The organism is Amycolatopsis sp. NPDC050768 (assembly GCF_040654155.1).
GTDB lineage: Bacteria > Actinomycetota > Actinomycetes > Mycobacteriales > Pseudonocardiaceae > Amycolatopsis.
Map to the genome: position 1 here is coordinate 643,005 of NZ_JBFAHL010000001.1, position 22,156 is coordinate 665,160.

Below are 22,156 nucleotides of genomic sequence, written 5' to 3' on the forward strand. Positions count from 1 at the left end.
GTTGTCGGGCAAGGAAGATTCACTCGTCGGGGCAGTCGGCGGACCCCATCAGGGAAGTTACGGGGGCGCCGGCGGACCGTAGCGTTGGGCCATGGGTAGATCCGTGGCCGTCGTGGTGGGGCTCGTATATCTGACGAGCGGCCTTTCTGGAGCGACGGCCTCGGCCGGGACCGCCGCGGTGTGCGGCACGACGGTGACGGAGTACGCGTCGGCGCCGTCCGGGGCCGTGGTGGTGGATCCGGCACACGACAGCGAGCTCGCCCAGCGCACATCGGACAGCCCGGCGGGCACCACGTTCTGGCTCAAGCCCGGCACGCACACGCTCGGCACCGACGCGTTCGGCCAGGTCCAGCCCAAGGACGGCGACACCTACCTCGGCGCGCCGGGCGCCGTCCTCGATGGCCGCGGCGTCAACCAGGCCGCGTTCACCGGGCAGGCCAAGGACGTGACGATCCGCGGCCTCACCGTGCGGGGCTTCGCCGCGCCGCAGGACCAGGGCGTGGTGAACCACGACTCGGGCACGCACTGGGTCATCGAGGACAGCACCATCGAGGACAACCGCGGCGCCGCGCTGATGGCGGGCGACCGGCAGGAAGTCCGCCGCAGCTGCCTGAAGGACAACGGCCAGTACGGCATGAACGCCTACCGCGCCGGCGACGGCATCACCGGGCTCGTGCTGGAGGGCAACGAGATCACCGGCAACAACACCGACGACTGGGAGACCAAGGCGCCGGGCTGCGGCTGCAGCGGCGGCGTGAAGTTCTGGGCCGTGAACGGCGCCGACATCACCGGCAACTGGGTCCACGGCAACCACGGCCCCGGTCTGTGGGCCGACACCAACGACAACGACTTCCTCGTGCGCGACAACGTGATCGAGGACAACGACGCCGAAGCGCTGTTCTACGAGATCAGCCACAACCTCACCGTCAGCGGCAACGTGTTCCGCCGCAACGGCCTCGTCGCCGGCCGCGCCCGCGCCGCCAAGGGCGACAACTTCCCCGTCGCCACGATCTACCTCTCCGAGTCCGGCGGCGAACCCCGCCTGGGCGCGCGCACGCACCAGATCGACATCGGCGGCAACACCTTCGAGGACAACTGGGGCGGCGTCGCCCTGTGGGAGAACGCCGACCGCTTCTGCAACAGCCCGGCCAACACGTCCACGGGCTACTGCACGCCGTTCGCCACGAAGGCCCAGTGCAGCGCGCCGGGCATCGCGCAGAAGCCGCTGTACGACGACTGCCGCTGGAAGACGCAGAACGTGACGGTGCACGACAACACGTTCACCTTCGACCCGGCGCACCTGGGCTGCACGCAGTTCTGCGGCCGCATGGCGGTGCTGTCCAACTACGGCAGCTACCCCGACTGGTCCCCGTACAAGGGCGACGTGGTGCAGCAGGCCATCACCTTCGGCCAGAACAACCACTTCAGCGACAACACGTACTCGGGTCCGTGGATGTTCGTCGCCCACGACACCAGCCGGGTGCTGACGCCGGAGCAGTGGCAGGCGGGGCCGTACGGGCAGGATCAGGGCAGCAAGTTCTGACGCGGTTGATTCAGGCGCAGACTGGTCACATGCCACTGAAGCGCGCGGACGTCGTCACGGCGGCGCTGGAGATCCTCGACGCCGAGGGACTCGACGGGCTGACCATGCGCGAGCTCGGCGCCCGCCTCGGCGTTCGGGCCGACGCGATCCACGGGCTTTTCAAGGACAAGGACGCGCTGCTCGGCGCGATGGCCGACCGGATCACGGCCGCGATCACGGAGACGCCGTTCGATGACGGTCCATGGGACGCGCAACTGGTCGAGCTGGCCCACCGCGCACGCGGCGCCCTCCTCGCGCACCGCGACGGGGCGCGGGTGGTCGCCGGCACCTCCGTCGTGGAGCCGAACACCGTCCGCGGCGGCGAGGCGGCCCTCCGCGCCCTCGCCGACGCCGGCATGCCGATCGAACGCGCTGGCTGGGTCGTCTTCGCGCTCCTGCTCTACGTGCTCGGCCACACGATCGAAGAGCAAGCTGAACGCTCCGGCGACCAGGCGCGCGGCGCCGGGTCCGACAATCGGCTGAACCACGCGATGGACAGCGTGCGCAAGGCCGCCCCCGAGGCTCGGTTCGCGTTCGGCCTGGAGCTGTTCGTCGACGGCGTCCGCGTGCGGCTCGCAGCGGCGCAGGCTTGAGGAGCCCAGGCCTAAAGCCGCACGGCGACGCGGTCGATCGCGAACGCGGTGGCCGGGACGATGGCGAGCGCCGCCGCAAAGCCGCCGATGGTGTCGGTCGGGTAGTGGGCGCCGAGGCCGACTTCGGCCCAGGCCATCAGCGCGCCGCAGATGAGCGCGAGGGTGAGCGTCAGGGTGATGGCGGCGGCGCGGTGCAGGCGGTCGGCCAGCACGAACGCGCCGATCAGTGCCAGGGCGGTCGCGAAGGCGGTGTGGCCGCTCGGGTAGGACAGGAAGTGGCCGTGGATGGTGCGGCCGGTGATGGGCTTGAGCAGCGACGTCACCGCCACCGTGAGCCCACAGCCCACCAGGGTGAGCACGGCCGTGCGGGGGCGGCGGGCGAGCAGCGCGCCGCCGGTGATGAGCACGATCACGATCGCCGAGCCCGCCGGCTCCCCGACGAAGTCCACGGCCGTGGCGAGGTACCACCAAGGGTCCGGCAGCAGGTCAGGGCCGGGCAGGAGCGGGGTGTCGAACGCGGTGGGTTGCGACTCCCCTGCGAAGCGGACGGCGAGGACCACCAGCACGACCAAGCCCAGGCCGGCGGCGACCAACACCGGCGTGCGCACGGACACCGGCAGCGCGGGCGGCGCCGCGCGGACGGCGGATCTCATCGAGCGGAATCTCTCATCGAGCCGAGCTCCCTTTCACCCCGCGGAACCCTGACCGGACCGAGCAGCAAGCGGACAACCCGCCGAGGAGAACCGTACGGCGGCTTTCGTCACCTCGGTGTCAAGCCGGGCGGTAGGCGGCGATCGTGGCCTCGTAGCCCTCGACCAACCGCCGGAAACCCACGGCGGGGGTGAAGTCCTCGTCGTAGCCCCGGCGGGCGGCGTCGCCCATCTTGTGGTTGCGTTCGGGGTCGGCGAGGACGTCGCGAAGGGCGTCGGCCAGTGCCGAAGCGGAGCCGGGCTCGTGAAGGACGCCGGTGACGCCGTCGGAGATCAGTTCTTCGAAGGCGCCGTGGGCGGGCGCGACGGTCGGCACGCCGGCGGCCATGGCCTCGACCACGACGAGGCCGAATGCCTCCAGCCACGCCGAAGGGGCGACCACCGCGGCCGCCGAGGCGGTGAGCTGCCGGCAAGCCGCCTTGTCTTGCAGCCCGACGTACGAGACGTCCGAGCGTGAAGAAGCCCAAGCGGCGACGTCGTCCGAAAGCGGCCCGGTGCCCGCGATCACCAGCGGCAAGCCGAGTGAACCGCCGAGCAGGTCCCACGCCGCCATCAGCAGCGGCACGCCCTTTTCCTCCGTCAGCCGGCCGAGGAACAGCACGTGGGAACCCTCGCCCACCCGCCGAACGCCCGGGTCGGTCACGAAGTTGTGCTTCACCGTCATCCGCGAAGCCGGCATCCCCGCGTCCACGAGCAACCGCCGCTGGGCGTCGGAGATGCAGAAGAAGCGCGTCACGTCGCTGCGCCACCGCGAGCGGTTCAGCAGGAGGTTCGCGGCCATCGGCACCGTCGCCGCGGGCGAGCCCCGGTAACACCCGTGCCGAACGGCGGGAACGGGCGCGCCACCCACGCAGTCCGTGCAGATCCGCCCGTCGCGGTAGAGCGTGCCGGGCGGGCAGACCATGCCGTAGTTGTGCAGCGTCGCCACCACCGGCACCCGCGCGTCCGCGCACGCCGCCAGCACCGAGGGCGACAGGAGCGGGAACGTGTTGTGAACGTGCACCACATCCGGCCGCTCGACCTGCAACCGAGCCGTCAGCTCAGCCCGCGCCGAACGGTTCCACGGCACCCGCACCGGCACCAAAGCCTTGCGGGGCAAGGACATGGCAGCGATGTCGTCGCTCTGCCGCTCGAACAACGAAACCCGAACGCCGCCGGCCGCCAGCAAAGCCGTCTCCGCGTCGACCACGTTGTTCTCCCCGCTCGGCTGCTCCGAGCGGTAGCGGTTGTGGACCACGAGCACCTTCATGCGGGCTGCCCCTTCGGAATGAACTCTTCGTCGGAAGCGGCCCGCACCGTGCCCTGGGCCAGCAGCGACGCGGCCAGCGCCAGGTGCAGCAGGTACGGCGACGCGTCACCGAGCCCGGCCTCGGTGTAGGACGCGGAAATGCAGTACGTGATCAGGAAGATCGCACACGCGCGCGCCAGCGACGGGGGCCGCAGCACGGCCACGGCGACCAACACGAGCAGGAACGCCGCGACGATCGCGATGCCCGTGAACCCCTGCTCGTGGTACACGGCGAGCCAGCTGTTGTCGATCGGCAGGCCGTCGTAGGACTTGTCGGTGAGCCCCACGCCGAAGATGTACTCGTTGACCGTGCGCGGCGCGGCCAGCAGCGCGTCCCACACCTTCGCGCGGCCGGTGAGGCTGGAGAAGTTCTCCTCGCTCTGCCCGCGCAGGAACCACGCTTGCAGCAGCCCGCCGAGCACCACCACGGAGAAGCCCGCCACCAGCACGAACGTGGTGAACACCTTGCGCGCGCGGGAGTTCGTCATGGCCAGCGACAGCAGCGCGACCACGAGACCGGCCACGAGACCGAGCGTCGCCGTGCGCGTGTGCGAGAGCAGAAGCAGCCCGAGCGAGGGCACGATCACGATCAACGCGCTCGTCATCGTCGTGCGCTTGCCCAGCCACAGCAGCGCCGCCAGACCTGCGATCACGGCCGCGTACTGCCCGACCTGCGGCGGCGTCAGCGGCCACACCGCGCCCGCGAGCCGGCCGCCGTAGCTCTCCGGCATGGCCTTGCCCGGCGCGATCACGAGCCCGATCGCCACCGACACCAGCACGGCGCTGAACATCTTGATGTGGTGGCGCACGAACGTGAACGACCCGTTCCACCAGCGCGTGAGCAGCCACAGCGTCGCGAGGAACACCCCGAAGCGGAAGCACCGGAACAGCGACCCGAACCCGGCTTCCAGGTGCAGGCTCGCGACGGTGCTCGTGACCAGCAGCAGCGTGAGCAGCAGCAGGTACGCGCTCGGCCGGATCTTCAGCCGCGGGTTCAGCGCCAGCGCGATCACGAACGCCGTCATCAGCGCGCCCATGGTCACGATCTGGCTCACTGCGCGCGGCAGCGGGATCACGGTCTCCGCGCCGGTCGACCCGAGCGTGTTGAGGATCAGCAGCGCCCACGCGGCGCCGACGAGCTTCGGGGTCCGCTCGCCCGTCTCCGCCGGTGTCGGTTGCCGGATGCTCGTCAGCAGTGCCATGTCAGCCTCCGCCGTTGCGCTGGTACGTCGTGCGCGCGTCCTGGTTGTACGGCGCGCCCTCCCACTCGCCGATGCCGAGGACGTGGCTCATGTCCGTGGCGATGAACGTCCACGGCCCCACGTACGCGTTGTCGTGCCAGCTGTTGCCCTGCTTGAAGGTGATCGCGTTCTGCACCACGTCACCCTTGTACGGCGACCAGTCCGGGTAGGTGCCGAAGTTCGACAGCAGTCCCATGCGCCCGCACGTCTCCTCGCAGCCGATCGCCGAGGGCTGCAGCGTGAAGCGGTTGTTGTGGATGTCCACGCGCTGGGTCTTCCAGCGGCAGTCGTCGTAGAGCGGCTTCTGCGCGATCGCCGGCGCGGCGCACTTGGCGGTGTCGGGCTGGAGCTTCGTGCAGACGCCGCTGGAAGTGTTGGCCGGGCTGTTGCAGAAGCGGTCGGCGTTCTCCCACAGGGTGATGCCGTTCCAGTTGTTCTCGAACACGTTGCCGTAGATCTCGAGCTTCGACGTGCGGGCCTTCACGCGCGGTTCGCCGCCGGACTCGGAGATGTAGATCGTCGCGGTCGGGAACGAGTCGCCGCGGTCGGCGTAGTCGCGGCCGTCGACGAGGTTGTTGCGCCGGATCGTGTTGTTGCGGATCACGGCGTTGTAGCTGGTCTCGTAGATGATCGCCGCGCTGTCGTTGCTCTCGATGAGGTTGCCCTCGATGAGGAAGTCGTTGTCGTTCGTGTCGGCCCACAGGCCGGTGCCGCGGTTGTCGTGCACCCAGTTGCCGACGACGTCGGCACCGTTGACGGCCCAGAACTTGATGCCGCCGGTGCAGCCGCAGCCGTCGATCTTCTTCTCCCAGTCACCGGTGTTGTTGCCGGTGATCTCGTTGCCACGCACCACCAGCCCGGTGATGTCGTCGTCGGCGGAGAACGCGTTCATGCCGTACTGGCCGTTGCGGCGCAGGCAGTTGTCGAGCACCTGCTGCTTGTTGCCCGCCATCAGACCGGCGCCGTCGTTGTCCTGCACGGTGGCGTGCTGGATCACCCAGCCGTCGCCGGAGTCGTGGTTCACCACGCCTTCGTCGCGCGGGGCGACGAAGTTCTGCACGGTGAGGTTGGTGATCTTCACGTTCTTGGCGTGGCCGGTGAAGGCGTACTGGTTGATCTTGCGCCCGTCGAGCACCGCGCCCGGCCCGCCGATGAAGACGTCGCCGTCCTTGGGCTGGACCTGGTCGAACCGGTCGTCGCCGAGGTGGTGGCTGCCCGGCGCGAGCCAGAACGTGGTGCCGGCCGCGGCGTCGCGGACCTTCGCGGCGAAGTCGTCGGTCACCGCCACGGCCTGCGCGCCCGCGGGCGCGGTGGCGGGTCCGGGCGGCATCTTGTCGCACACCGCCGCCACCGGCCCGGATGGCGCCGCCGACGTCGCCGCGGCCTGGCTCGACGCGGCGTCGTCGTCGGGCGCGCTCGTGCACCCGGCGAGGACGAGCGGGCACAGCAGACCCAGGAACAGCAAAAGCCTGCTGGTCGATCGCACCGGGTGGATCCTCTCGATCTATTGAAAACTCAACGTGGTGGTCAAGGGTTCCGCGGCCGTACCCGTGCCGATCAGCGTGGTCGACGGTTCGCGCCGGCCGAAGCCTGCGGAGTACCAGCCGAGCGGCGGGTTCGTCTCGCCGCGGTGCGCGGCCCAGGTCAACGTCGGCGGCAGCGCCAACGTTGCCGTGTGGCCGGGCCAGCTCAGCCGCGCCGTGCGGCCGTCGAGGGTGACCTCGACGAGCGGGCCGAGGTGGAAGGCCAGTTTCGCCGGTAGCGTCAGGTCGCCGTCGACCTCGTCGAGGATCGTCAGCGTCCGGTCCTCGAGCTCCACGCAGCGGCGGTGCACGGCCGGCGCGTAGCCGTCTTGCTCGGCGCGCCAGCGCACCGGGCCGACCGCGAGCGTGCGGGTCTGCGCGTGTCGGGTCCACAGGAACGGCCCGCCGGACGCCGAGGAGTCGGTGTCGCCGAGCTGCAACGTGTTGTGGCCGAGCGTCGAGCGGAAGTAGGAGCGCCACTCGGGTTCGCCGTGGTAGCAGTAGGTGCCCGGGTCGGCGAGGATGTCGACGCCGTCGTGGCGGACCTCCAGCGCCAGTGCGTCCGCGTGGGCGTGGGCGGCGATGGCGAGGAAGCCGTGGGGGCCGCCGTCGCAGCGGACCCAGATCTCCGGCTCGGCGGTGTTCTCGGCCGGGGTGCGCAGGATCGTCATGCCGGCGTCGAAAAGGTCGTCTATCCGCCGCGGGGGTCGCGGATCGGTGAGCTCGGGGACACCGCCGAGCGAGGCGAACACCATGGTGCGCACGTCGCCGACCGGCACCTTCGGCCACCACTCCTGCCGGCCGAACAACGCGTCGCCGGTGGCGAGCAGCGAAGCCCAGCGGCTGGTGCCGGTGCCGTCGACGATCAGGCCGTAGCCGTCGTCGGCGTCGCCCTGGCGCGGCGGCCGCAAGTGGGAGTCCACAATGGACGCCAGCGCGTCGCACATCCGGCGCAGCACGAGCCAGGTCGACTCCGGCACGACCGGGCCGGCTTCCAGCGCGGCCGCGAGACCCAGTTCCAGGACCAGGCCGTGGTACTCCGTGGCCAGCTCGCGGTTGAGCCCGGAAGCGAACGTGTTGGCCTGCAGCTGCGTGTCCAGCGACTTCAGCGCCGCGTCGCGCCAGGCGGGCGACTCGGGGAACCAGCCGAACGCGCACGCGGCCGCAAGCTGGCCGGCATCCTCGGCGATCACGTGGTTGTTCGCGGACGAACCCCGGCTCGGGAACGCCGCGAGCCAGCGCTGGTGGTGCCAGATCTGGTGCAGTGCCTCGGGATTGTCCTCGAACAGACCGGACGCGCCGGTCCAGCCGTCGAGTAGCCGGCGCACCCAGACCCACGACAGCAGCCGGATGCCGAGCTCGATGCCGCTCACCCAGTGCACGCCACGCATCGGCGGGTTGGCCGCCCACCAGGACTTCAGGTGGTCGGCCACGCGGTGGGCGAAGCGGTCTTCGCCGGTCAGCGCGTACGCGGCGGCCAGCACGGTGAGGTGCTGGTGGCGCGACGGCTCCCAGATCTGCTTGATGTCGCCGACCGCGTCTTCGCTGCGGTAGGCGATGTCGAAGGAGTACGCGTCGGAGGGCGCGTGCCGGCCGGTCTTCGGATCGAACGACCAGTCCGGCGTCACGAGGTCCGCGCGCTCCACACCGAAGTACTCGGCGTGGCCGTCCATCAGCCGCTCGGCCGTGGCCAGCAGCTCGGCGCGCGCCTCGGCCGACACGCCTTCTACGCTCGCCGGCCGCGCGAATGCGCGGTGCGACAGCCACGTGGCCTTCTGCTTCGCGACCCCACGCCACTGCTGCTTACGCAACGCGTCGGTGGCACGACCGGCCACCTCGGCCGGGCTCATGGCCGAAAGTCTTCGCAGGTACCAGGCGGGATCCATCAGCCGAGCACCTCTTTCGGCTCCAGCCGCACCGGCGCGCCGGTCTCGAGGCTGCGGTTCACGGCGAGTGTGGCCAGCGTGGTGTTCACCAGCGACTCGACACCGATCGGCATCGCGACGCCGGTGGTCAGCGCCGTGACGAACGCGTCGATCTCGGCCTTCTGGCCCTTGTCGCGGCCCTTCGGGATGCGCGAGCTGGCCCAGCGCTTCTTGCCGTACACCGAGGCGCGGGCGAAGTCGTCGAACTTCAGCACCTTGCCGTCGGCCAGTACCTCCAGCGTCTCCTTCTGGAACGACGTGGAGCCGCTGGTCACGTAGCTGATGGCCGCGGTCGACCCGTCGGCGTAGCGGAGCAGCACCTGCAGGTCGTCGTTGCCCGGGGTCGCGGTGGCGTAGACCGAGATCGGGTCACTGCCGAGGAACCAGCTCACCGTGTCGATGAAGTGGCCGCCCTCGCCGACGAACCGGGAGCCCTCGGAGTCGGCCTGGTTGTACCAGCTGGTGGACTCCAGGCGGCCCGCGTTCACGAGGTAGCGCACCGAAGCCGGGCCCAACCGGGGACCGAACTGCATCCTGGCCTCGTTGAGCAGCGGCGCGAAGCGGCGGTTGAAGCCGACCTGCAGCCGGTTGTTGCCCGACTCCTCGATGGCCTCGACGATCCCGCGCAGCTCCTTCTCCGACAGCGCCAGCGGCTTCTCCACGAACACGGCCTTGCCGGCGAGCAATGCGCGGCGGGTGAGCTCGGCGTGCGAGCTGTGGCGCGTCACCACGAACAGCGTGTCCACCGACTCGTCGGCGAGCAGCGCGTCGAGGTCCGTGGTGGCGCGAGCGAAGCCGAACTTGCGCTTCGCGTTGGCACCCGAGAGCGCCGACGTGGTGACCACTTCGGACAGTGCCACGCGGTCGTGGGCGACCAGGTGCGGCAGCAGCATCGACGACGCGTAGTTGCCGGCACCGACGAACCCGACGCGCAGGCGGCCACGCGGAGTCGCGCGGGTGCCCGTCTCCGCGGGCAGCGCGACCGAGGAGACCACCGGGTCGGCTTCGCCTTCCGGGCCGTCCGGGTACTGGAAGAGCACCGCGACGGCCTTGAGCTCACCGTCCTGCAGCGACTTGTACGTCTCCACGGCCGTCGAGAAGTCGGCGGTGTGCGTGATCAGCGGTTCGACGTCGAGCTTGTCGCGCGCGGCCAGGTCGAGGAAGCACTCGATGTTGCGGCGCTCGGTCCAGCGCACGTAGCCGATCGGGTAGTCGCGGCCCTCGAGCTCGTACTCCGGGTCGTAGCGGCCCGGCCCGTACGAACGCGAGAAGCGGACGTCGAGTTCCTTCTCGTAGTAGGCGTTCCACGGCAGGTTGAGCGAGATCTTGCCGATGTCGACCACGCGGCCGCGGTCGCGCGCGAGCCGTGCGGCCAGCTCCACCGGGTCGTTCGAGGCGCCACCCGCGGCCAGGTAGACCTGGTCCACACCGTGGCCGCCGGACAGCTCCGCGACGGCGTTGTCCACCGTGCCCGAGCCCGGGTGCGCGCAGGTCAGCGCACCGAGCCGCTCGGCCAGTTCGCACCGCGACGGGTCCGGGTCCACGCCGACGACGCGTACGCCGGAGGCGACCAGCAGCTGCACCACGAGCTGCCCGATCAGGCCGAGCCCGATCACCAGCGCGAGGTCACCGAGCTGCGGCTCGCCGCGGCGCACGCCCTGCATCGCGATCGAGCCGACCGTGCCGAACGCCGCGTGGCGCGGTTCGAGGCCTGCGGGCACGCGCGCGTAGAGGTTCTTGGGCACCCAGTTGAGCTCGGAGTGCAGCGCGTGCTCGTTGCCCGCGCACGCCACGACGTCGCCCACCGCGACGTCGTCGATCCCGGCACCGACCTCCACAACCACGCCGGACAGCGAGTAGCCGAGCGGCGTGTAGGAGTCGAGCTTGCTGGTGACCTTGCGGTAGGTGGCGGCGAGGCCGTTGGTGGCGACGCTCTGCATGACTTTGGCGACCTGGTCCGGCCGCGAGCGCGCCTTGCCGATCATCGACATGCTCGCCTCGGACACCTTCATCATCTCGGTGCCGGTCGAGATCAGCGAGTACACCGTGCGCACGAGCACGCCACCCGGCTTGCACGCCGGGACCGGGACGTCGAGGAGGGCCAGCTCCCCGCTCTTGTAGTTCTGCACTACCTGCTTCACAGCACTCCTAGCTGCTCGGAATAGTCGTCGAAGACGCGGCGCGGTACCAGTACTCAAGGGTCAACACGTGCCAGAGGTGCTTCGCGCGGTCCTGCTGCCCGGCGGCGTCCTCGGCCACGAGCTTCTGCAGGGCCTCCCGCTGCAGGAACCCGGATTCGACGAGCACGCCCTCGTTCACGACCTCCCGCACCAGCGGGGCCAGGTCGCGGCTCATCCAGGCCCGCAGCGGGGCGCTGAATAGACCCTTCGGGCGGTAGACGATCTCCTTCGGCAGGATCGCCAGCGCGGCTTCCTTGAGCGCCGCCTTGCCCTGGCGGCCGACGATCTTCTTGTTTCCCGGCACCCGGAACGCCGCCTTGACCACCTCGACGTCGACGAACGGCGTGCGCACCTCGGTGGAGGCGGCCATCGTCGAGCGGTCGGTGTAGGTGAGATTCAGGCCGGGCAGGAACATCCGCGTGTCGGCCAGGCACATGCGGTTGACGTAGTCGCTCAGCGCCTGGTCGTGGTACGTGTCCGCGTGTTCGGTGAGCACGTCGTCGACGTCGGCGGCCAGGTCCGGGTTCACGAGGTCGAGCAGCTCGCCGCGGTCGTACATCGTGTAGCTGCGCCGGAACGCCGTCTCCTCCGGCAGCTCCGCGAACGACAGGAACCGCTTGGCGAACCGCACCGTGCGGTAACCGCGGCTGGCAGACGCGACGGGCAGGCGGTCCACGACGGTTTCGATCGGCTTGCGCACCAGGCCGGGAACGCGTTGGTAACGCAGGGCGAGCTGGTTCGCGTAGTGCTTGCGGTAGCCGGCGAACATCTCGTCGGCGCCCATCCCGGACAGCATCACCTTCACGCCGGCCTCCCGCGCCGCCGAGCAGATGAGGAACGAGTTGATGGCCGCGGGGTCGCCGATGGGCTCGTCGAGGTGGTAGGTCATGCGCGGCAACAGGTCGAGCACCTGCGGCGCGATCTCGATCTCGTGCAGGTCGACACCGAACTGCTTGGCGACGATCCTGGCGTACTTCAAGTCGTCCGGCATCGCCTCGAACTTGGCGTCCTCGGCGCGGAAACCGATGGTGTACGCGGAGATCCCGGGCTGCTGCCGCGCGGCGAGCGCGGTGAGGTAACTGGAGTCGAGGCCGCCGGAGAGGAACGTGGCGACCGGGACGTCGGAGAGCAGGTGCTTGCTCGTGGAGTCGGCGATCACCTCGTGGAGGTCGACGTCGCCACCCCCCTGAACCCGATACGCCTCGCCTTCCTCGGCGACCTGGCGCAGCGACCAGTAGGCGCCGCGCTCGCTCGTGCGGTCCGGACGGAAGCGCACCCACGCGCCGGGCTGCAGCTTCTCGACCTCGCGGTACGCGCAGCGGCTGTCGGGCACCCAGTAGTACAGCAGCGATGCGATGAGCGCCGCTTTGTCGACTTCCAGCGTGCCGCCGAGCTCGGTGGCCAGCGCCTTGAGCTCCGAGGAGAACGCCACGCCACCGTTTCGCCGCACGAAGAACAGCGGCTTGATGCCCAGCTGGTCGCGCACCAGCGTGAGCTCACCGGTGCGTTCGTCGAAGACGCCGAACGCGAACATCCCGCGCAGCCGCGGCAGGCAGTCGACGCCCCACTCGCGCCACGCGCGCAGCAGCACCTCGGTGTCGGACGTGCCGCGGAACCGCACGCCCTTGCCCTCCAGCTCCGCGCGCAGCTCCGGGGCGTTGTAGAGCTCGCCGTTGTACGTCAGCGCGAGCCCCTCGGCCACCATCGGCTGCGCGCCCGTCTCGGACAGGTCGACGATCGACAGCCTGCGGTGTCCGAAGTGGACTTCTCCGGCGCCGGCGCGGTGGTCGTAGCGCCCCGAACCGTCCGGCCCTCGGTGCGCGAGGCACTTCGTGAGCCGATCGGTGAGCGGGCCGCCGTCCGGCCAGTGGTAGGCACCTGCGATGCCGCACATGTTCGTGACCCTCTCTAGCTTTCCGGACCGGACTGGACGGGCGCGAACTTCTTGGTCGGCATCTCGGAGTTGCCGGGCTCGGACTTGCGCTGTTCCGGCGCGCGCTCCTCGGGCTTGCGCGGCACCGGGCTGAGCCGGCGGGTCGGCGCTTCGAGGTGGCCCTTCGTTTCGACGGGCACGGCGGGCTTGGCCGGTTTGACGACCGACGCCTCGACGGTGGTCGCCGCATCGTTCACGTCGTGCTCGACCGGCCAGTCGATCGGCTTCTCCGGTTCCTGCTCCACGAACTTCCGCAGCGGCTCGGCCGGCTTCTCGATCTGCTTGGCCGCCACCACGGACGCCCGCCCGCGCAACGCGGTGTGCAGGCCGTCCCACAGCGTCCCGTCGGTCTGGTCCTTCGGGTCCGGATCGACGAGCACTACACCCAGGATCGGGATGCCGCAGTCGGCGAGCTGCCGGGCCACGGTGTGCAGCCACAGCGTGTTCGCGTGGCCCGAGCGCACGACCAGCACCGTCTCCGTGCCGAGGTACTCCAGGTCCGTCCACGCCGTGCCGGGCGCGACCGTGCCCACGCCGAGCCGGTACACCGCGCGCTTGATCGACGGGTCCCCGACCTCGACCACCTTCACGTCGCCGGCCACGGTCAGGCGCTTCGCGTCGTGACTCGGCAGGTCGTCGATCACCACGACCGGCCCGTCCTCGGCCAGCTCCGCCGCCATGTCCACCGCGAGCCCCGCGGCCACGCCGGGCGCGCCGAGCTCCAGCAACGACAGCGGCCCGCGTTCGGCCCGGGCCGCCCGCACGAGAGTCACGGCCACGCGCTTGCGTTCGACCACCGGCTTCGACTTGGCCCACAACCGTTTCGGGCCGCGCAGCTTCGACGGCAGCTGCGCGATCACCGACGCACCGAGGTGCTCGGAGACCTCGCGCCGCAGCACCGGCCGGTCGCGCACGAGCGCGGTGACCATCGCCAGGGCCAGCCCGAGGGCGAGGCCGAGCGCTAAGCCGATGGCGCCGTTGGTGGCGACCGTCTTGAGCAACGACACCTTCTGGATCGCCGGCGCGTCCACGATCTGCGTGCCCGCGGCCACCTGCGGTGTGCCGATGCCTGCCTGCTGCGCCTGGTTCTGCAGGTCGGCGATCTTCGACACGAGGTCCGCGCGCTGCGTGTACAGCTGCTCGAGCGTGCCGGCGTTCGCCCGGCTGCCCTTGTCCGCCTCGGTAGCGGCCTGCGAGTCGATCTGCGCCAGCTCCTGCTGCGCCTGCGTGCGCTGGTCGAGCAGCGCCTTGGCCTGCGCGGTCGCGGCGGCCTGGTTGCGCTGCACGTGGTCGGCGATGAAGACGTCGGCCAGCGCCTGCGCCTTGGCGACGGCGTCTTCCTTGGTCTTGGCCGTGACCGTCACCTGCATGACGTTGTTGGTCAGGCCGAGGCCGGTGTAGTCCTTCAGGAAGTCTTCGGTCGCCTCGGTGCTGTGCACCTTCTGCAGCGCTTCCGACGCGATCTTCGCGGTCTCCAGCACGGCGACGTCGGTACGCATCAGCGTGCCGCTGTCGGTCGGCGAGTCGTCGGGGTGGATCACGATCACCTTGGTGACCGCGGTCGGCGGGGCCGGCAGCAGCACGGCCACCGCGCCGCCGACCACCAGGCCCAGCAACGCGAAGGCGACCCACAGCCGGCGGTGCCGGCGCACGGCGACGACGATTCTCTGCAGGTCGATCAGTGGTGGCGAGGAGCTCTGCGAACTGGTCATGACGAACCTGCCATCGCGTCACGGTCCACCGGGACCTGGGGTGGATCCGCCGAGGCGGGTTCTCTGCGCGGTTTCCCGGTGACACGGACCTGACGCGTGAGCACGGCGCCGAGCACTTCGTGGCCCGCGTCGGCGCACGCCTCGGCGATCGCCACGAGCTCCCACGCGCTGCGGCTGCCGACCGAGAGCACCACGAGCACGCCGGCGGTGCCGTCGGGCACGGTCGGCTGCACGCCGGAGCCCACGGTGACCTCCGTGATCGTCAGCTCCACCCGCACGCGCTCGGTCTCGGCGACCTTCGCGAACTGAGTCGCCGCGCGCCGCGCCGCGCTGTCGCCCGCGGCGACGAGCACGAGCAGCCGCAGCACGCCGTCGCGGTCGGTGCCCAGCCGGGCGAACACCCGGCGGTACCGCACCTCACGGCTGGACTCGTCGGCCGAAGCCGGCACCTCCGGCAGGTTCCACGGCTTGTCGCTGCCCGTGATCCGGCGCAGCGCGCCCCGGAAGCCGGCGGTGCGCTCAGGCTCACCGGTCTCCGGCACGTCGACGCTCGCCAGCACCGGCGCGCCCAGCGCCGAGCCGATCTCCGTCTCACTGCGCGGCCGGCGGTCGCTGCGCGCCCCGAAGAGGTAGCTGAGCAGGCCGATGAGGAAGAACAGGATCGCGCCGCCCCCGGCAAGCTGCGGCAGCGTGGGCGGAGCCTGCGAGGTCGGCTTCTCCGACGGCCCCATCACGACCATGTTGCCGGCGCCCGTGGCCGCGTCGGCCGCGTCGAGGTTGTTCATCGCCTGCTCCAGCGAGGTGCGCAGGCCCTGCAGCTCCGTGCGGACCTGCACGCCCTCCACCGTCTGGCCGTCGGACACCGAACGGGACAGGTCGAGGATGCGCTGGTTGGTCTGCGCCACCTGCTGGCGCAGCGCCTCCCGCTGCTCCTGCGCGAGCTGGGCCGACGAGCCGGCCGAGTTGGACAGCAGCTGCGTGGAGTACTTCACGAACTCCTTGGCCACCTGATCGGCCAGCTGCTGCGCGTGCTCCGGGCTGTCGCTCGAAGCACTGATCGCCACGACGTTGCCCTGCGCCACCGAGGCCGTGACCTTCTTCTGGAGGTCCGGACCGGCCTCGCGCATGCCGAGCGCCGCGGCCGCGCGGTCCAGCACCACCGAGCTGGTGGCCACCTGGGCCTGCGTCAACAGCTCGTCGGCCTGGCGCGGGCCCTGCAGGAGCACGCTCGCCGTGGTCTCGTAACCGGGCGAGAGCACGACAGAAGCACCCGCACCGACGCCCGCCCCCACGACCACCAGGATCAGCAGCGCCCTCCAGCGTCTGCGCAGAACCTGTCCCACCATCGAAAGTCGTACCGTGTCGTCACTCAAAACCGGGGTCTCCCCTCCGAAAGTGGCGTACCGGTCACTGACCCCGTCGTCGTGCTGGAGGCGTTGGTTACACCGAACGCACGAACCTTGTTCAAACCGCGATCAAGCACGTGGGCTCAGCGCGCAGCCCGCTCGTACGCGGCGAGCAGGGCTTTCTGTGAGTTCGCCCAGGCCAGTGGCCCGCTGACCCGCGCCTTGCCGAGTTCCCCCATCCGGACGCGCTCGCCCGGGTCGTCGAGCAGCACGGCGACGAGCTTCGCGAACTCGGTGACGTCGTTGGCCGGCGCGTAGAGAGCGGCCTCACCCGCGGAGACGCGGGCCTCGCGTAGTTCGAACGAGACGATGGGTTTGCTCATCGCCATGTACTCCATGATCTTGTTCATGGTCGACACGTCGTTGAGCGGGTTGAGCGGGTCGGGCGAAAGGCACACGTCGGCCGCGGACAGGTAGCGCAACAGGTCGGCGTCGGAGACGCGACCGGTGAACTCGACCTGGTTCTCCAGGCCCAGTTCCTTCGACAGCGCCACCACGTCGTCGAACGCGTCGCCGGCGCCCACGAACACGGCGTGCCAGTCGTCGCGGCCGATCTCGTCACGCAGGGAAGCCAGCGCACGCAACGCGTAGTCCACGCCGTCCTGCGGCCCCATCACGCCGAGGTAGCAGAGCAGGTGCGGTTTGCCGCGTTTGAGCTCCGGCTCCACCGCCACCTCGTGGAAGCGCTCGACCACGGGCGCGCTGCGGACCACGAACACATCCTCGGGCCGCTTGCCGCCGCGGATGAGGGCGACCTGGCGGTAGCTCTCGTTGGTGGCGATCACAACGTCGGCCGCGCGGTAGGTGGAGCGCTCCAGCGCGCAGACGCCGCGGTAGAGCAGGTCCTGACCACGGTCGAAGCGCGACAAGTACAGCTCCGGCACGAGGTCGTGCTGGTCGAAGATGAACTTCGCACCCTGGCGCTTGAGCATCCGCGCCACGAGGAACAGCAGGTCCGGCGGGTTGCAGGCGTGGACCACGTCGACCGGACCGACCCTGCGGGCCAACCGGAACGTGTGCCACACCGCGGAGCCGTACTCCTGCAGGTACCCCGCGGGGCCACCGGTCGCCGCCTTGAGCGGGTAGCGGTGGATGTGCACCTCGTCGATCACGGCTTCGGGTTCGGTATCACGTTTCGTGCCCTGCGGGCAGATCACGTGCACCTCCCAGCCGGCGTCGCGCAGCGTCTGGCACTCCTGCCACACGCGGCGGTCGAACGGCACCGAGAGGTTCTCGACCAGGATCAGGGCTTTTTTCTTGTCACCAGGCAAGGCCGACGTATCCCTCTTCGGCCCGGCGCACCTCGGCGTCGGGGAGGCGGACGAGGTCGACGAGCGTCTGCTCGCCACCGTGGGGAAGAGCGGCCAGCACGGCCGGGTCGGCGGTGCCGACGAGGCACACCTCGGCGTGCTCCAGCACCTCTTCGACCGAGCTCGCGAGCAGCGAGCCCAGGTGCGGCAACCGGGCATCGATGTACTCGCGGTTGGCGCCCATGAGCCGCGAGAGGCTCACGTTGGCGTCGTAGATCTTGAGGTCGAAGCCCTTGCCCAGCAGCCGCTCGGCGAGCTCGACGAGCGGGCTCTCGCGCAGGTCGTCGGTGCCCGGCTTGAACGACAGGCCGAACAGCCCGACCTTGCGCTTGCCGGTGCGCGCGACGAGGTCGAACGCGCGCTGCAGGTGATCTTCGTTCGAGGGCAGCACGTGCTCGAGGATCGGCACCGACACGTCGGCGCGACGTGCGGCGTAGACCAGTCCGCGCAGGTCCTTCGGCAGGCACGAACCGCCGAACGCGAAGCCCGGGCGCAGGTACGCGGGGCTCACGTTGAGCTTGCGGTCGGCGAGGAAGACGTCCATCACCTTGTGCGAGTCGAGTCCCAGCGCGCGGCACACGGCGCCGAGCTCGTTGGCGAAGCCGATCTTCAAGCCGTGGAAGGCGTTGTCGGCGTACTTGGTCATCTCCGCCACCGGGATCGGCACGCGGAAGACGTCGCCGGGCAGGCCCGTGTAGAGCTCGGCCACGATGTCGCCGCTGGCCGTGTCGAGCTCGCCGATCACGGTCTTGGGCGGGTCGAAGAAGTCGCGCACGCTGGTGCCCTCGCGCAGGAACTCCGGGTTCACCGCCACGCCGAAGTCGACGCCCGCGGTTCGGCCGCTGGACTTCTCCAGGATCGGCACCAGCAGGTCGAGACAGGTGCCCGGCAGCATCGTGCTGCGGAACACCACCGTGTGGCGGGACCCCTTGTGCGCCAACGCTTCGCCGATCTCGTCGGCCACACGCTCGAGGTACTCGGTCGAGAGGCTGCCGTTGGGCGCCGAAGGCGTGCCCACGCAGATCAGCGACACGTCGGTCGCCGCCACCGCCTCGGCCACGTCGGTCGTCGCGCGCAGCGCCCCCGACGCCACGACCTCGGCCGTCAGCTCACCGATGCGTTCCTCGACCACCGGCGCGTTGCCGCGCGTCACCAGGTCGACCTTCACCGGGTTCACGTCGACCCCGACGACCTCGTGCCCGTTCCCCGCCAGACAGGCCGCGGACACACACCCCACGTACCCCAGCCCGAAGACACTGATCCTCACGCTTGAACCTCCGCCCGCATTCGCTGATCCCTTGGTCGGCGCGCGGACGCAGTTCGTTACCCGTTCAGGCCAGTGGAGAAATGGCAACCGGATTGGCGTATCGATTGTGCGCTTTTTCGGCCTCTCGTAGTGGTCTCGACAACATTTTCGTTGCCGTAGCGCCATTTCTGCCAGGAATCGACGAAGCGCCGGGGAAGCTCGACAAAGCCTCCCCGGCGCCGTTGTTCGTCAGGCTCAGTTGTTGTTCACGAACGTGCCGGCCAGGTTCTGGCCGGTGCTCGTGGCCGTGCCGTGGTTCTCGATCGGCGAGACCTTCGAGTTCTTGAAGCAGATGTAGGTCACACCGGAGTCGGTGCCGCCGTTGGACGGGTCGGGGTTGATGCCGAGGTCCTTGGCCGTCGCGTACGAAGCCTCGCCGATGATCCCGGTCGGCCCGGTGTCACCGATGACGGTGTATTCGACTTTCCCGTTGTAGATCACCGCACAGGAACCGCCGCCCTTGAGACCGGAGGACGAGTAGTTCCACGTGCCGCTGGAGCTCGGCACGACGATGTAGGGCAACGTCGCAGCATTCAGCGGCTTTCCGTCGCTCTGGTGGAACGCCGTGTCGCCCTGGAAACAGCAGTCGGTGTCCTCGTTGCACTGCGACGTGCGCTGCCCGTCGCAGTCGATGTCCATGTCGGCCTTCCAGAACACGGCCCCGTTGGCGTCACACACGGCGACGGTCTTGGAACCCGCGTCCTCGTCGGTCTTGTACTTGCCGTTCGAGATCTGGTTGCAGCTATTGGTCTTCGCCAGCAGCTGCGCCGCCGTCGGGCCCGCGGCCGGTGCCGCGGCGACCTGGGCGTGGTCCGGACCCGCCGGCGTCCCAGCGGCCGAGGCCGACGCCACCGCCGCCGGCATCACCGCGGCGGCGATCGCCATGGTCGCGAACAGGATCAGCTTCCTCATCGAGGCTCCCTGTCAGTCAAGAGAAACTGTTAGTTAGGAAAGTTTCCTTACTGTTTGCGGCGTAGCGCACAGGATGCACCCGGGCGCGCACGGTGACAAGGGCCGGCCGTCAGTGGTTTTCCCACCAGCTGGCAACGCTTGACGAAACCGCTGGTGCACCAGGAAACCGTTCACGAAACCGGAAAACCGAAGTCCCGAACACCGGTACACAGCTCAGCGCAGGGGACCCCCACCCAACGCAAGCCGACGACGCACTGCCGCCAGCACCCGGCCCCCGCCCGGCACCAACGTGAGCCGCCCCGCGAAGGACCGCAGACTCAGAACGTCAGAAGTCCCGTCAACCGGCCCGGCCAGCGGTGCCCGTACCGACCCACCAGCACACCCTCTGCCCACTCGCGATCCAGATCCCGATGCACCTCGACGCGGTTCTGCAACCACTCCCCGCCGCGAACACTCGAACTACCAGGACCGGAACCGGCATACACCCGCGTCGCACCGGCCGCCCTCAACCGCCCCAGCACGCGCCGGTCCACCCGACGCCCGGACAGGGAGTACCGGCACACCGCCCGCCCACTCAGCTCCCCCAGCAACCGCGGCGCCGCATCAAGCTCCCGCCGCAACACGCGTTCCTCGAACCGCCGCGCACCGAACCGGTCCCAGCCGTGCGACCCGACGTCCATCCCGGCCGCGACGAGCTCACGCAACCCGGCACGATCCACGAACCCCCGCGAGCCGACCCGGCCGGCGAGCGGGAAGAACTCCCCACGCAGCCCGCGCTGCACCAACTTCGGCAACGCGACCTCGATGTCCGAGATGTTGCCGTCATCGAAGGTCAGCCGCGATTCAGGGCACTTCGCGACGACGTCCAGCAAGGTGTCGAACTGCTCCACCGTGATCCAGCGCTCGTCTTCGCCCGGATCGAGCGCGCGCTGGGGTCTGCCGATGCCGTGCACGGCGAAGTTGACCATCGCACCTCGTCCCGGTTCGGAGCGTCGGACCTCCTGTACGTCGATTAATCGAATTGGCAAATGGAGTAGTTACACTATCTACACAAAGTTATTTGCGAATCTCCAAAGTGCAGCACTTCGGCCCGCCGCCGGCCTTCCGCAGTTCGGAAATGTCCTGGTAGACGGGCTCGTAGCCCCGCGCGGCCAGCTGCGCGCCCAGCCCGACGGCCTCCAGGGGCAGCACGACGTTGCGCCCGTCGGAGACGCCGTTGAGGCCGAAACACTCGGCGTCGGCGGCCGTGGCGATCACGGCGTCGGGGAACAGGCGCCGCAGCACGCGCTGCGAGCCCGACGAGAAGGCCGCCGGGTAGTAGGCGATCTGCGCCGCCGTGGTGTCGGTCCCAGCGTCGGCTTCGGTGAGCACGAACAGCGCCGTGTCGAGGTGGTAGTACCGCGGGTCGACCAGGCTCAGCGACACCACGGGCACGCCGAGCACCTCCTGCGCCTCCGCGTGCGCGGCCGGGTCGGTGCGGAAGCCGGTGCCGGCGAGCAGCAGCTTGCCCGTCCAGGCGAAGTCGCCCTCGGCCTCGTTGATGCGCTCCGGCATCGTCAGGTCGCGGTAGCCGTGCTCCACGAACCACCGGCGGAAGTGCTCGGCCTCGGCCGCGCGCTGCGGCGCCCGGAAGCGCGAACCGAGCACGCGCCCGTCCACGACGGTGCCGGAGTTCGCCGCGAACACCATGTCGGGCAGGCCCGGCTGCGGCTCGATCTCCTCGACGGTGTGGCCCAGACGGCGGTAGGTGTCGCGCAGCTCGGTCCACTGCGCCACCGCGACGTCGGCGCTGACCGGCGCGGTCGGGTCCATCCAGGGGTTGATCACGTAGTCCACCGCGAAGAACCGCGGCGGGCACATCAGGTAACGGCGGGTGGTGGGCACTCGCTGCACAGACTCTGCCTGCATGATTGAAGGGTAAGGTCGGCCTAATCGTGCAATCAATCTCTGTTCGCTGCGCACATACCTGCTAAACATTGCGTGTGAACACCATCGACCAGCGAATCGTTTCCTGCCTGGTGGCCAACGCGCGGTCCAGCTACGCCGAGATCGGCAAAGTCGTCGGGTTGTCCGCCCCGGCGGTCAAGCGCCGCGTCGACCGGCTGTTGGAAACCGGCGTGCTGCGCGGCTTCACGGCGGTCGTCGACCCGGAGGCGCTCGGCTGGGGCACCGAGGCCTTCGTAGAGGTGCACTGCCAGGGCAACGTCACGCCCGCCCGCATCCGCGCGCGCCTTGAACCACTGCCGGAGGTCGTGGCCGCCTACACGGTCTCGGGCGCGGCCGACGCGATCGTGCACCTGCGCGCCGCGGACATCCACCACCTCGAGACGGCGCTCGAGCGGCTGCGGGGGCTGGAGATCATCGACCGCACCGTTTCGACGGTCGTCCTGTCGCGGCTGCTGGAACGGCCGCCGAACCCGCAGAGCTGACCGGCGGACCTGTTCGGACCACCGGGCTTCATCGGGAACTCGAATGAACTATCCACATGCCGGGACGCAGATGCGGGACCAGTCCATTCGGTGGCATCGTCCATGC

General features: G+C 69.9%; 17 protein-coding genes. 3 read left to right on the plus strand and 14 right to left on the minus strand.

Annotated features, from left to right (window positions below; all coding sequences use genetic code 11):
* Nucleotides 1-91: 91 nt before the first annotated feature.
* Nucleotides 92-1,543: a right-handed parallel beta-helix repeat-containing protein gene (locus tag AB0H62_RS03330; RefSeq protein WP_360583855.1), complete on the plus strand. Its 1,452-nt coding sequence runs from the start codon at nucleotides 92-94 to the stop codon at nucleotides 1,541-1,543.
* Between the two features lie 29 nt (nucleotides 1,544-1,572).
* A complete protein-coding gene (locus AB0H62_RS03335; protein ID WP_360583857.1) occupies nucleotides 1,573-2,175 on the plus strand; it encodes a TetR/AcrR family transcriptional regulator C-terminal domain-containing protein in 603 nt (200 codons plus the stop codon).
* 11 nt (nucleotides 2,176-2,186) lie between these two features.
* Here AB0H62_RS03335 and AB0H62_RS03340 read toward each other — a convergent pair whose 3' ends face one another.
* The 14 genes from AB0H62_RS03340 to ddaH all read right to left on the minus strand — a co-directional run bounded on the left by AB0H62_RS03340 (nucleotide 2,187) and on the right by ddaH (nucleotide 21,529).
* The gene (locus AB0H62_RS03340; RefSeq protein WP_360583859.1) at nucleotides 2,187-2,828 is read right to left on the minus strand and encodes a phosphatase PAP2 family protein; all 642 of its coding nucleotides are present in this window, start codon (nucleotides 2,826-2,828) and stop codon (nucleotides 2,187-2,189) included.
* Nucleotides 2,829-2,946: 118 nt separating this feature from the next.
* Complete coding sequence (locus AB0H62_RS03345) at nucleotides 2,947-4,134, minus strand: glycosyltransferase family 4 protein (protein ID WP_360583861.1); 1,188 nt, start codon at nucleotides 4,132-4,134, stop codon at nucleotides 2,947-2,949.
* The gene (locus tag AB0H62_RS03350; RefSeq protein ID WP_360583863.1) at nucleotides 4,131-5,375 is read right to left on the minus strand and encodes an O-antigen ligase family protein; all 1,245 of its coding nucleotides are present in this window, start codon (nucleotides 5,373-5,375) and stop codon (nucleotides 4,131-4,133) included. The genes AB0H62_RS03345 and AB0H62_RS03350 overlap by 4 nt, the downstream gene beginning before the upstream one ends.
* 1 nt (nucleotide 5,376) lies before the next feature.
* The gene (locus tag AB0H62_RS03355) at nucleotides 5,377-6,744 is read right to left on the minus strand and encodes a right-handed parallel beta-helix repeat-containing protein (RefSeq protein ID WP_255638778.1); all 1,368 of its coding nucleotides are present in this window, start codon (nucleotides 6,742-6,744) and stop codon (nucleotides 5,377-5,379) included.
* Between the two features lie 174 nt (nucleotides 6,745-6,918).
* Nucleotides 6,919-8,823: an alginate lyase family protein gene (locus AB0H62_RS03360; RefSeq protein ID WP_360583864.1), complete on the minus strand. Its 1,905-nt coding sequence runs from the start codon at nucleotides 8,821-8,823 to the stop codon at nucleotides 6,919-6,921.
* Nucleotides 8,823-11,003, minus strand: coding sequence for a bi-domain-containing oxidoreductase (locus AB0H62_RS03365; RefSeq protein ID WP_220246003.1), 2,181 nt, complete (start codon nucleotides 11,001-11,003; stop codon nucleotides 8,823-8,825). Before AB0H62_RS03365 ends, AB0H62_RS03360 begins: the two co-directional genes overlap by 1 nt.
* Before the next feature lie 7 nt (nucleotides 11,004-11,010).
* Nucleotides 11,011-12,936 carry an asparagine synthase (glutamine-hydrolyzing) gene (gene asnB / locus AB0H62_RS03370; protein ID WP_360583867.1) on the minus strand — a complete coding sequence of 642 codons (1,926 nt, stop codon included), beginning with the start codon at nucleotides 12,934-12,936 and terminating at the stop codon, nucleotides 11,011-11,013.
* Nucleotides 12,937-12,950: 14 nt separating this feature from the next.
* On the minus strand, nucleotides 12,951-14,687 hold the full coding sequence (locus AB0H62_RS03375) for a Wzz/FepE/Etk N-terminal domain-containing protein (RefSeq protein WP_360583869.1): 1,737 nt from the start codon (nucleotides 14,685-14,687) through the stop codon (nucleotides 12,951-12,953).
* Complete coding sequence (locus tag AB0H62_RS03380; RefSeq protein WP_360583871.1) at nucleotides 14,684-16,033, minus strand: exopolysaccharide biosynthesis protein; 1,350 nt, start codon at nucleotides 16,031-16,033, stop codon at nucleotides 14,684-14,686. The genes AB0H62_RS03375 and AB0H62_RS03380 overlap by 4 nt, the downstream gene beginning before the upstream one ends.
* A 143-nt stretch (nucleotides 16,034-16,176) precedes the next feature.
* The gene (locus AB0H62_RS03385; protein WP_360583873.1) at nucleotides 16,177-17,364 is read right to left on the minus strand and encodes a glycosyltransferase family 4 protein; all 1,188 of its coding nucleotides are present in this window, start codon (nucleotides 17,362-17,364) and stop codon (nucleotides 16,177-16,179) included.
* Nucleotides 17,354-18,670 carry a nucleotide sugar dehydrogenase gene (locus AB0H62_RS03390; RefSeq protein ID WP_360583875.1) on the minus strand — a complete coding sequence of 439 codons (1,317 nt, stop codon included), beginning with the start codon at nucleotides 18,668-18,670 and terminating at the stop codon, nucleotides 17,354-17,356. The genes AB0H62_RS03385 and AB0H62_RS03390 overlap by 11 nt, the downstream gene beginning before the upstream one ends.
* A gap of 234 nt (nucleotides 18,671-18,904) precedes the next feature.
* Nucleotides 18,905-19,621, minus strand: coding sequence for a glycoside hydrolase family 75 protein (locus AB0H62_RS03395; RefSeq protein ID WP_220245997.1), 717 nt, complete (start codon nucleotides 19,619-19,621; stop codon nucleotides 18,905-18,907).
* A gap of 317 nt (nucleotides 19,622-19,938) precedes the next feature.
* Nucleotides 19,939-20,589: a polysaccharide deacetylase family protein gene (locus AB0H62_RS03400; RefSeq protein WP_220245996.1), complete on the minus strand. Its 651-nt coding sequence runs from the start codon at nucleotides 20,587-20,589 to the stop codon at nucleotides 19,939-19,941.
* Between the two features lie 88 nt (nucleotides 20,590-20,677).
* Complete coding sequence (ddaH, locus tag AB0H62_RS03405) at nucleotides 20,678-21,529, minus strand: dimethylargininase (RefSeq protein WP_360583878.1); 852 nt, start codon at nucleotides 21,527-21,529, stop codon at nucleotides 20,678-20,680.
* 74 nt (nucleotides 21,530-21,603) lie between these two features.
* Here ddaH and AB0H62_RS03410 point away from each other — a divergent pair, with 74 nt between their 5' ends.
* A complete protein-coding gene (locus tag AB0H62_RS03410) occupies nucleotides 21,604-22,050 on the plus strand; it encodes an Lrp/AsnC family transcriptional regulator (RefSeq protein WP_220245995.1) in 447 nt (148 codons plus the stop codon).
* Nucleotides 22,051-22,156: the final 106 nt, after the last annotated feature.

Excerpts from the sequence above, each read along its gene's own strand:
- AB0H62_RS03350 (WP_360583863.1), bottom strand. The coding sequence starts at position 5,375 with ATGGCACTGCTGACGAGCATCCGGCAACCGACACCGGCGGAGACGGGC.
- AB0H62_RS03340 (WP_360583859.1), bottom strand. The coding sequence starts at position 2,828 with ATGAGATCCGCCGTCCGCGCGGCGCCGCCCGCGCTGCCGGTGTCCGTG.
- AB0H62_RS03330 (WP_360583855.1), top strand. The coding sequence starts at position 92 with ATGGGTAGATCCGTGGCCGTCGTGGTGGGGCTCGTATATCTGACGAGC.
- AB0H62_RS03395 (WP_220245997.1), bottom strand. The coding sequence starts at position 19,621 with ATGAGGAAGCTGATCCTGTTCGCGACCATGGCGATCGCCGCCGCGGTG.
- AB0H62_RS03375 (WP_360583869.1), bottom strand. The coding sequence starts at position 14,687 with ATGACCAGTTCGCAGAGCTCCTCGCCACCACTGATCGACCTGCAGAGA.
- ddaH (WP_360583878.1), bottom strand. The coding sequence starts at position 21,529 with ATGCAGGCAGAGTCTGTGCAGCGAGTGCCCACCACCCGCCGTTACCTG.
- AB0H62_RS03355 (WP_255638778.1), bottom strand. The coding sequence starts at position 6,744 with ATGCCGCCCGGACCCGCCACCGCGCCCGCGGGCGCGCAGGCCGTGGCG.
- AB0H62_RS03400 (WP_220245996.1), bottom strand. The coding sequence starts at position 20,589 with ATGGTCAACTTCGCCGTGCACGGCATCGGCAGACCCCAGCGCGCGCTC.
- AB0H62_RS03380 (WP_360583871.1), bottom strand. The coding sequence starts at position 16,033 with ATGGTGGGACAGGTTCTGCGCAGACGCTGGAGGGCGCTGCTGATCCTG.
- AB0H62_RS03335 (WP_360583857.1), top strand. The coding sequence starts at position 1,573 with ATGCCACTGAAGCGCGCGGACGTCGTCACGGCGGCGCTGGAGATCCTC.
- asnB (WP_360583867.1), bottom strand. The coding sequence starts at position 12,936 with ATGTGCGGCATCGCAGGTGCCTACCACTGGCCGGACGGCGGCCCGCTC.
- AB0H62_RS03345 (WP_360583861.1), bottom strand. The coding sequence starts at position 4,134 with ATGAAGGTGCTCGTGGTCCACAACCGCTACCGCTCGGAGCAGCCGAGC.
- AB0H62_RS03360 (WP_360583864.1), bottom strand. The coding sequence starts at position 8,823 with ATGGATCCCGCCTGGTACCTGCGAAGACTTTCGGCCATGAGCCCGGCC.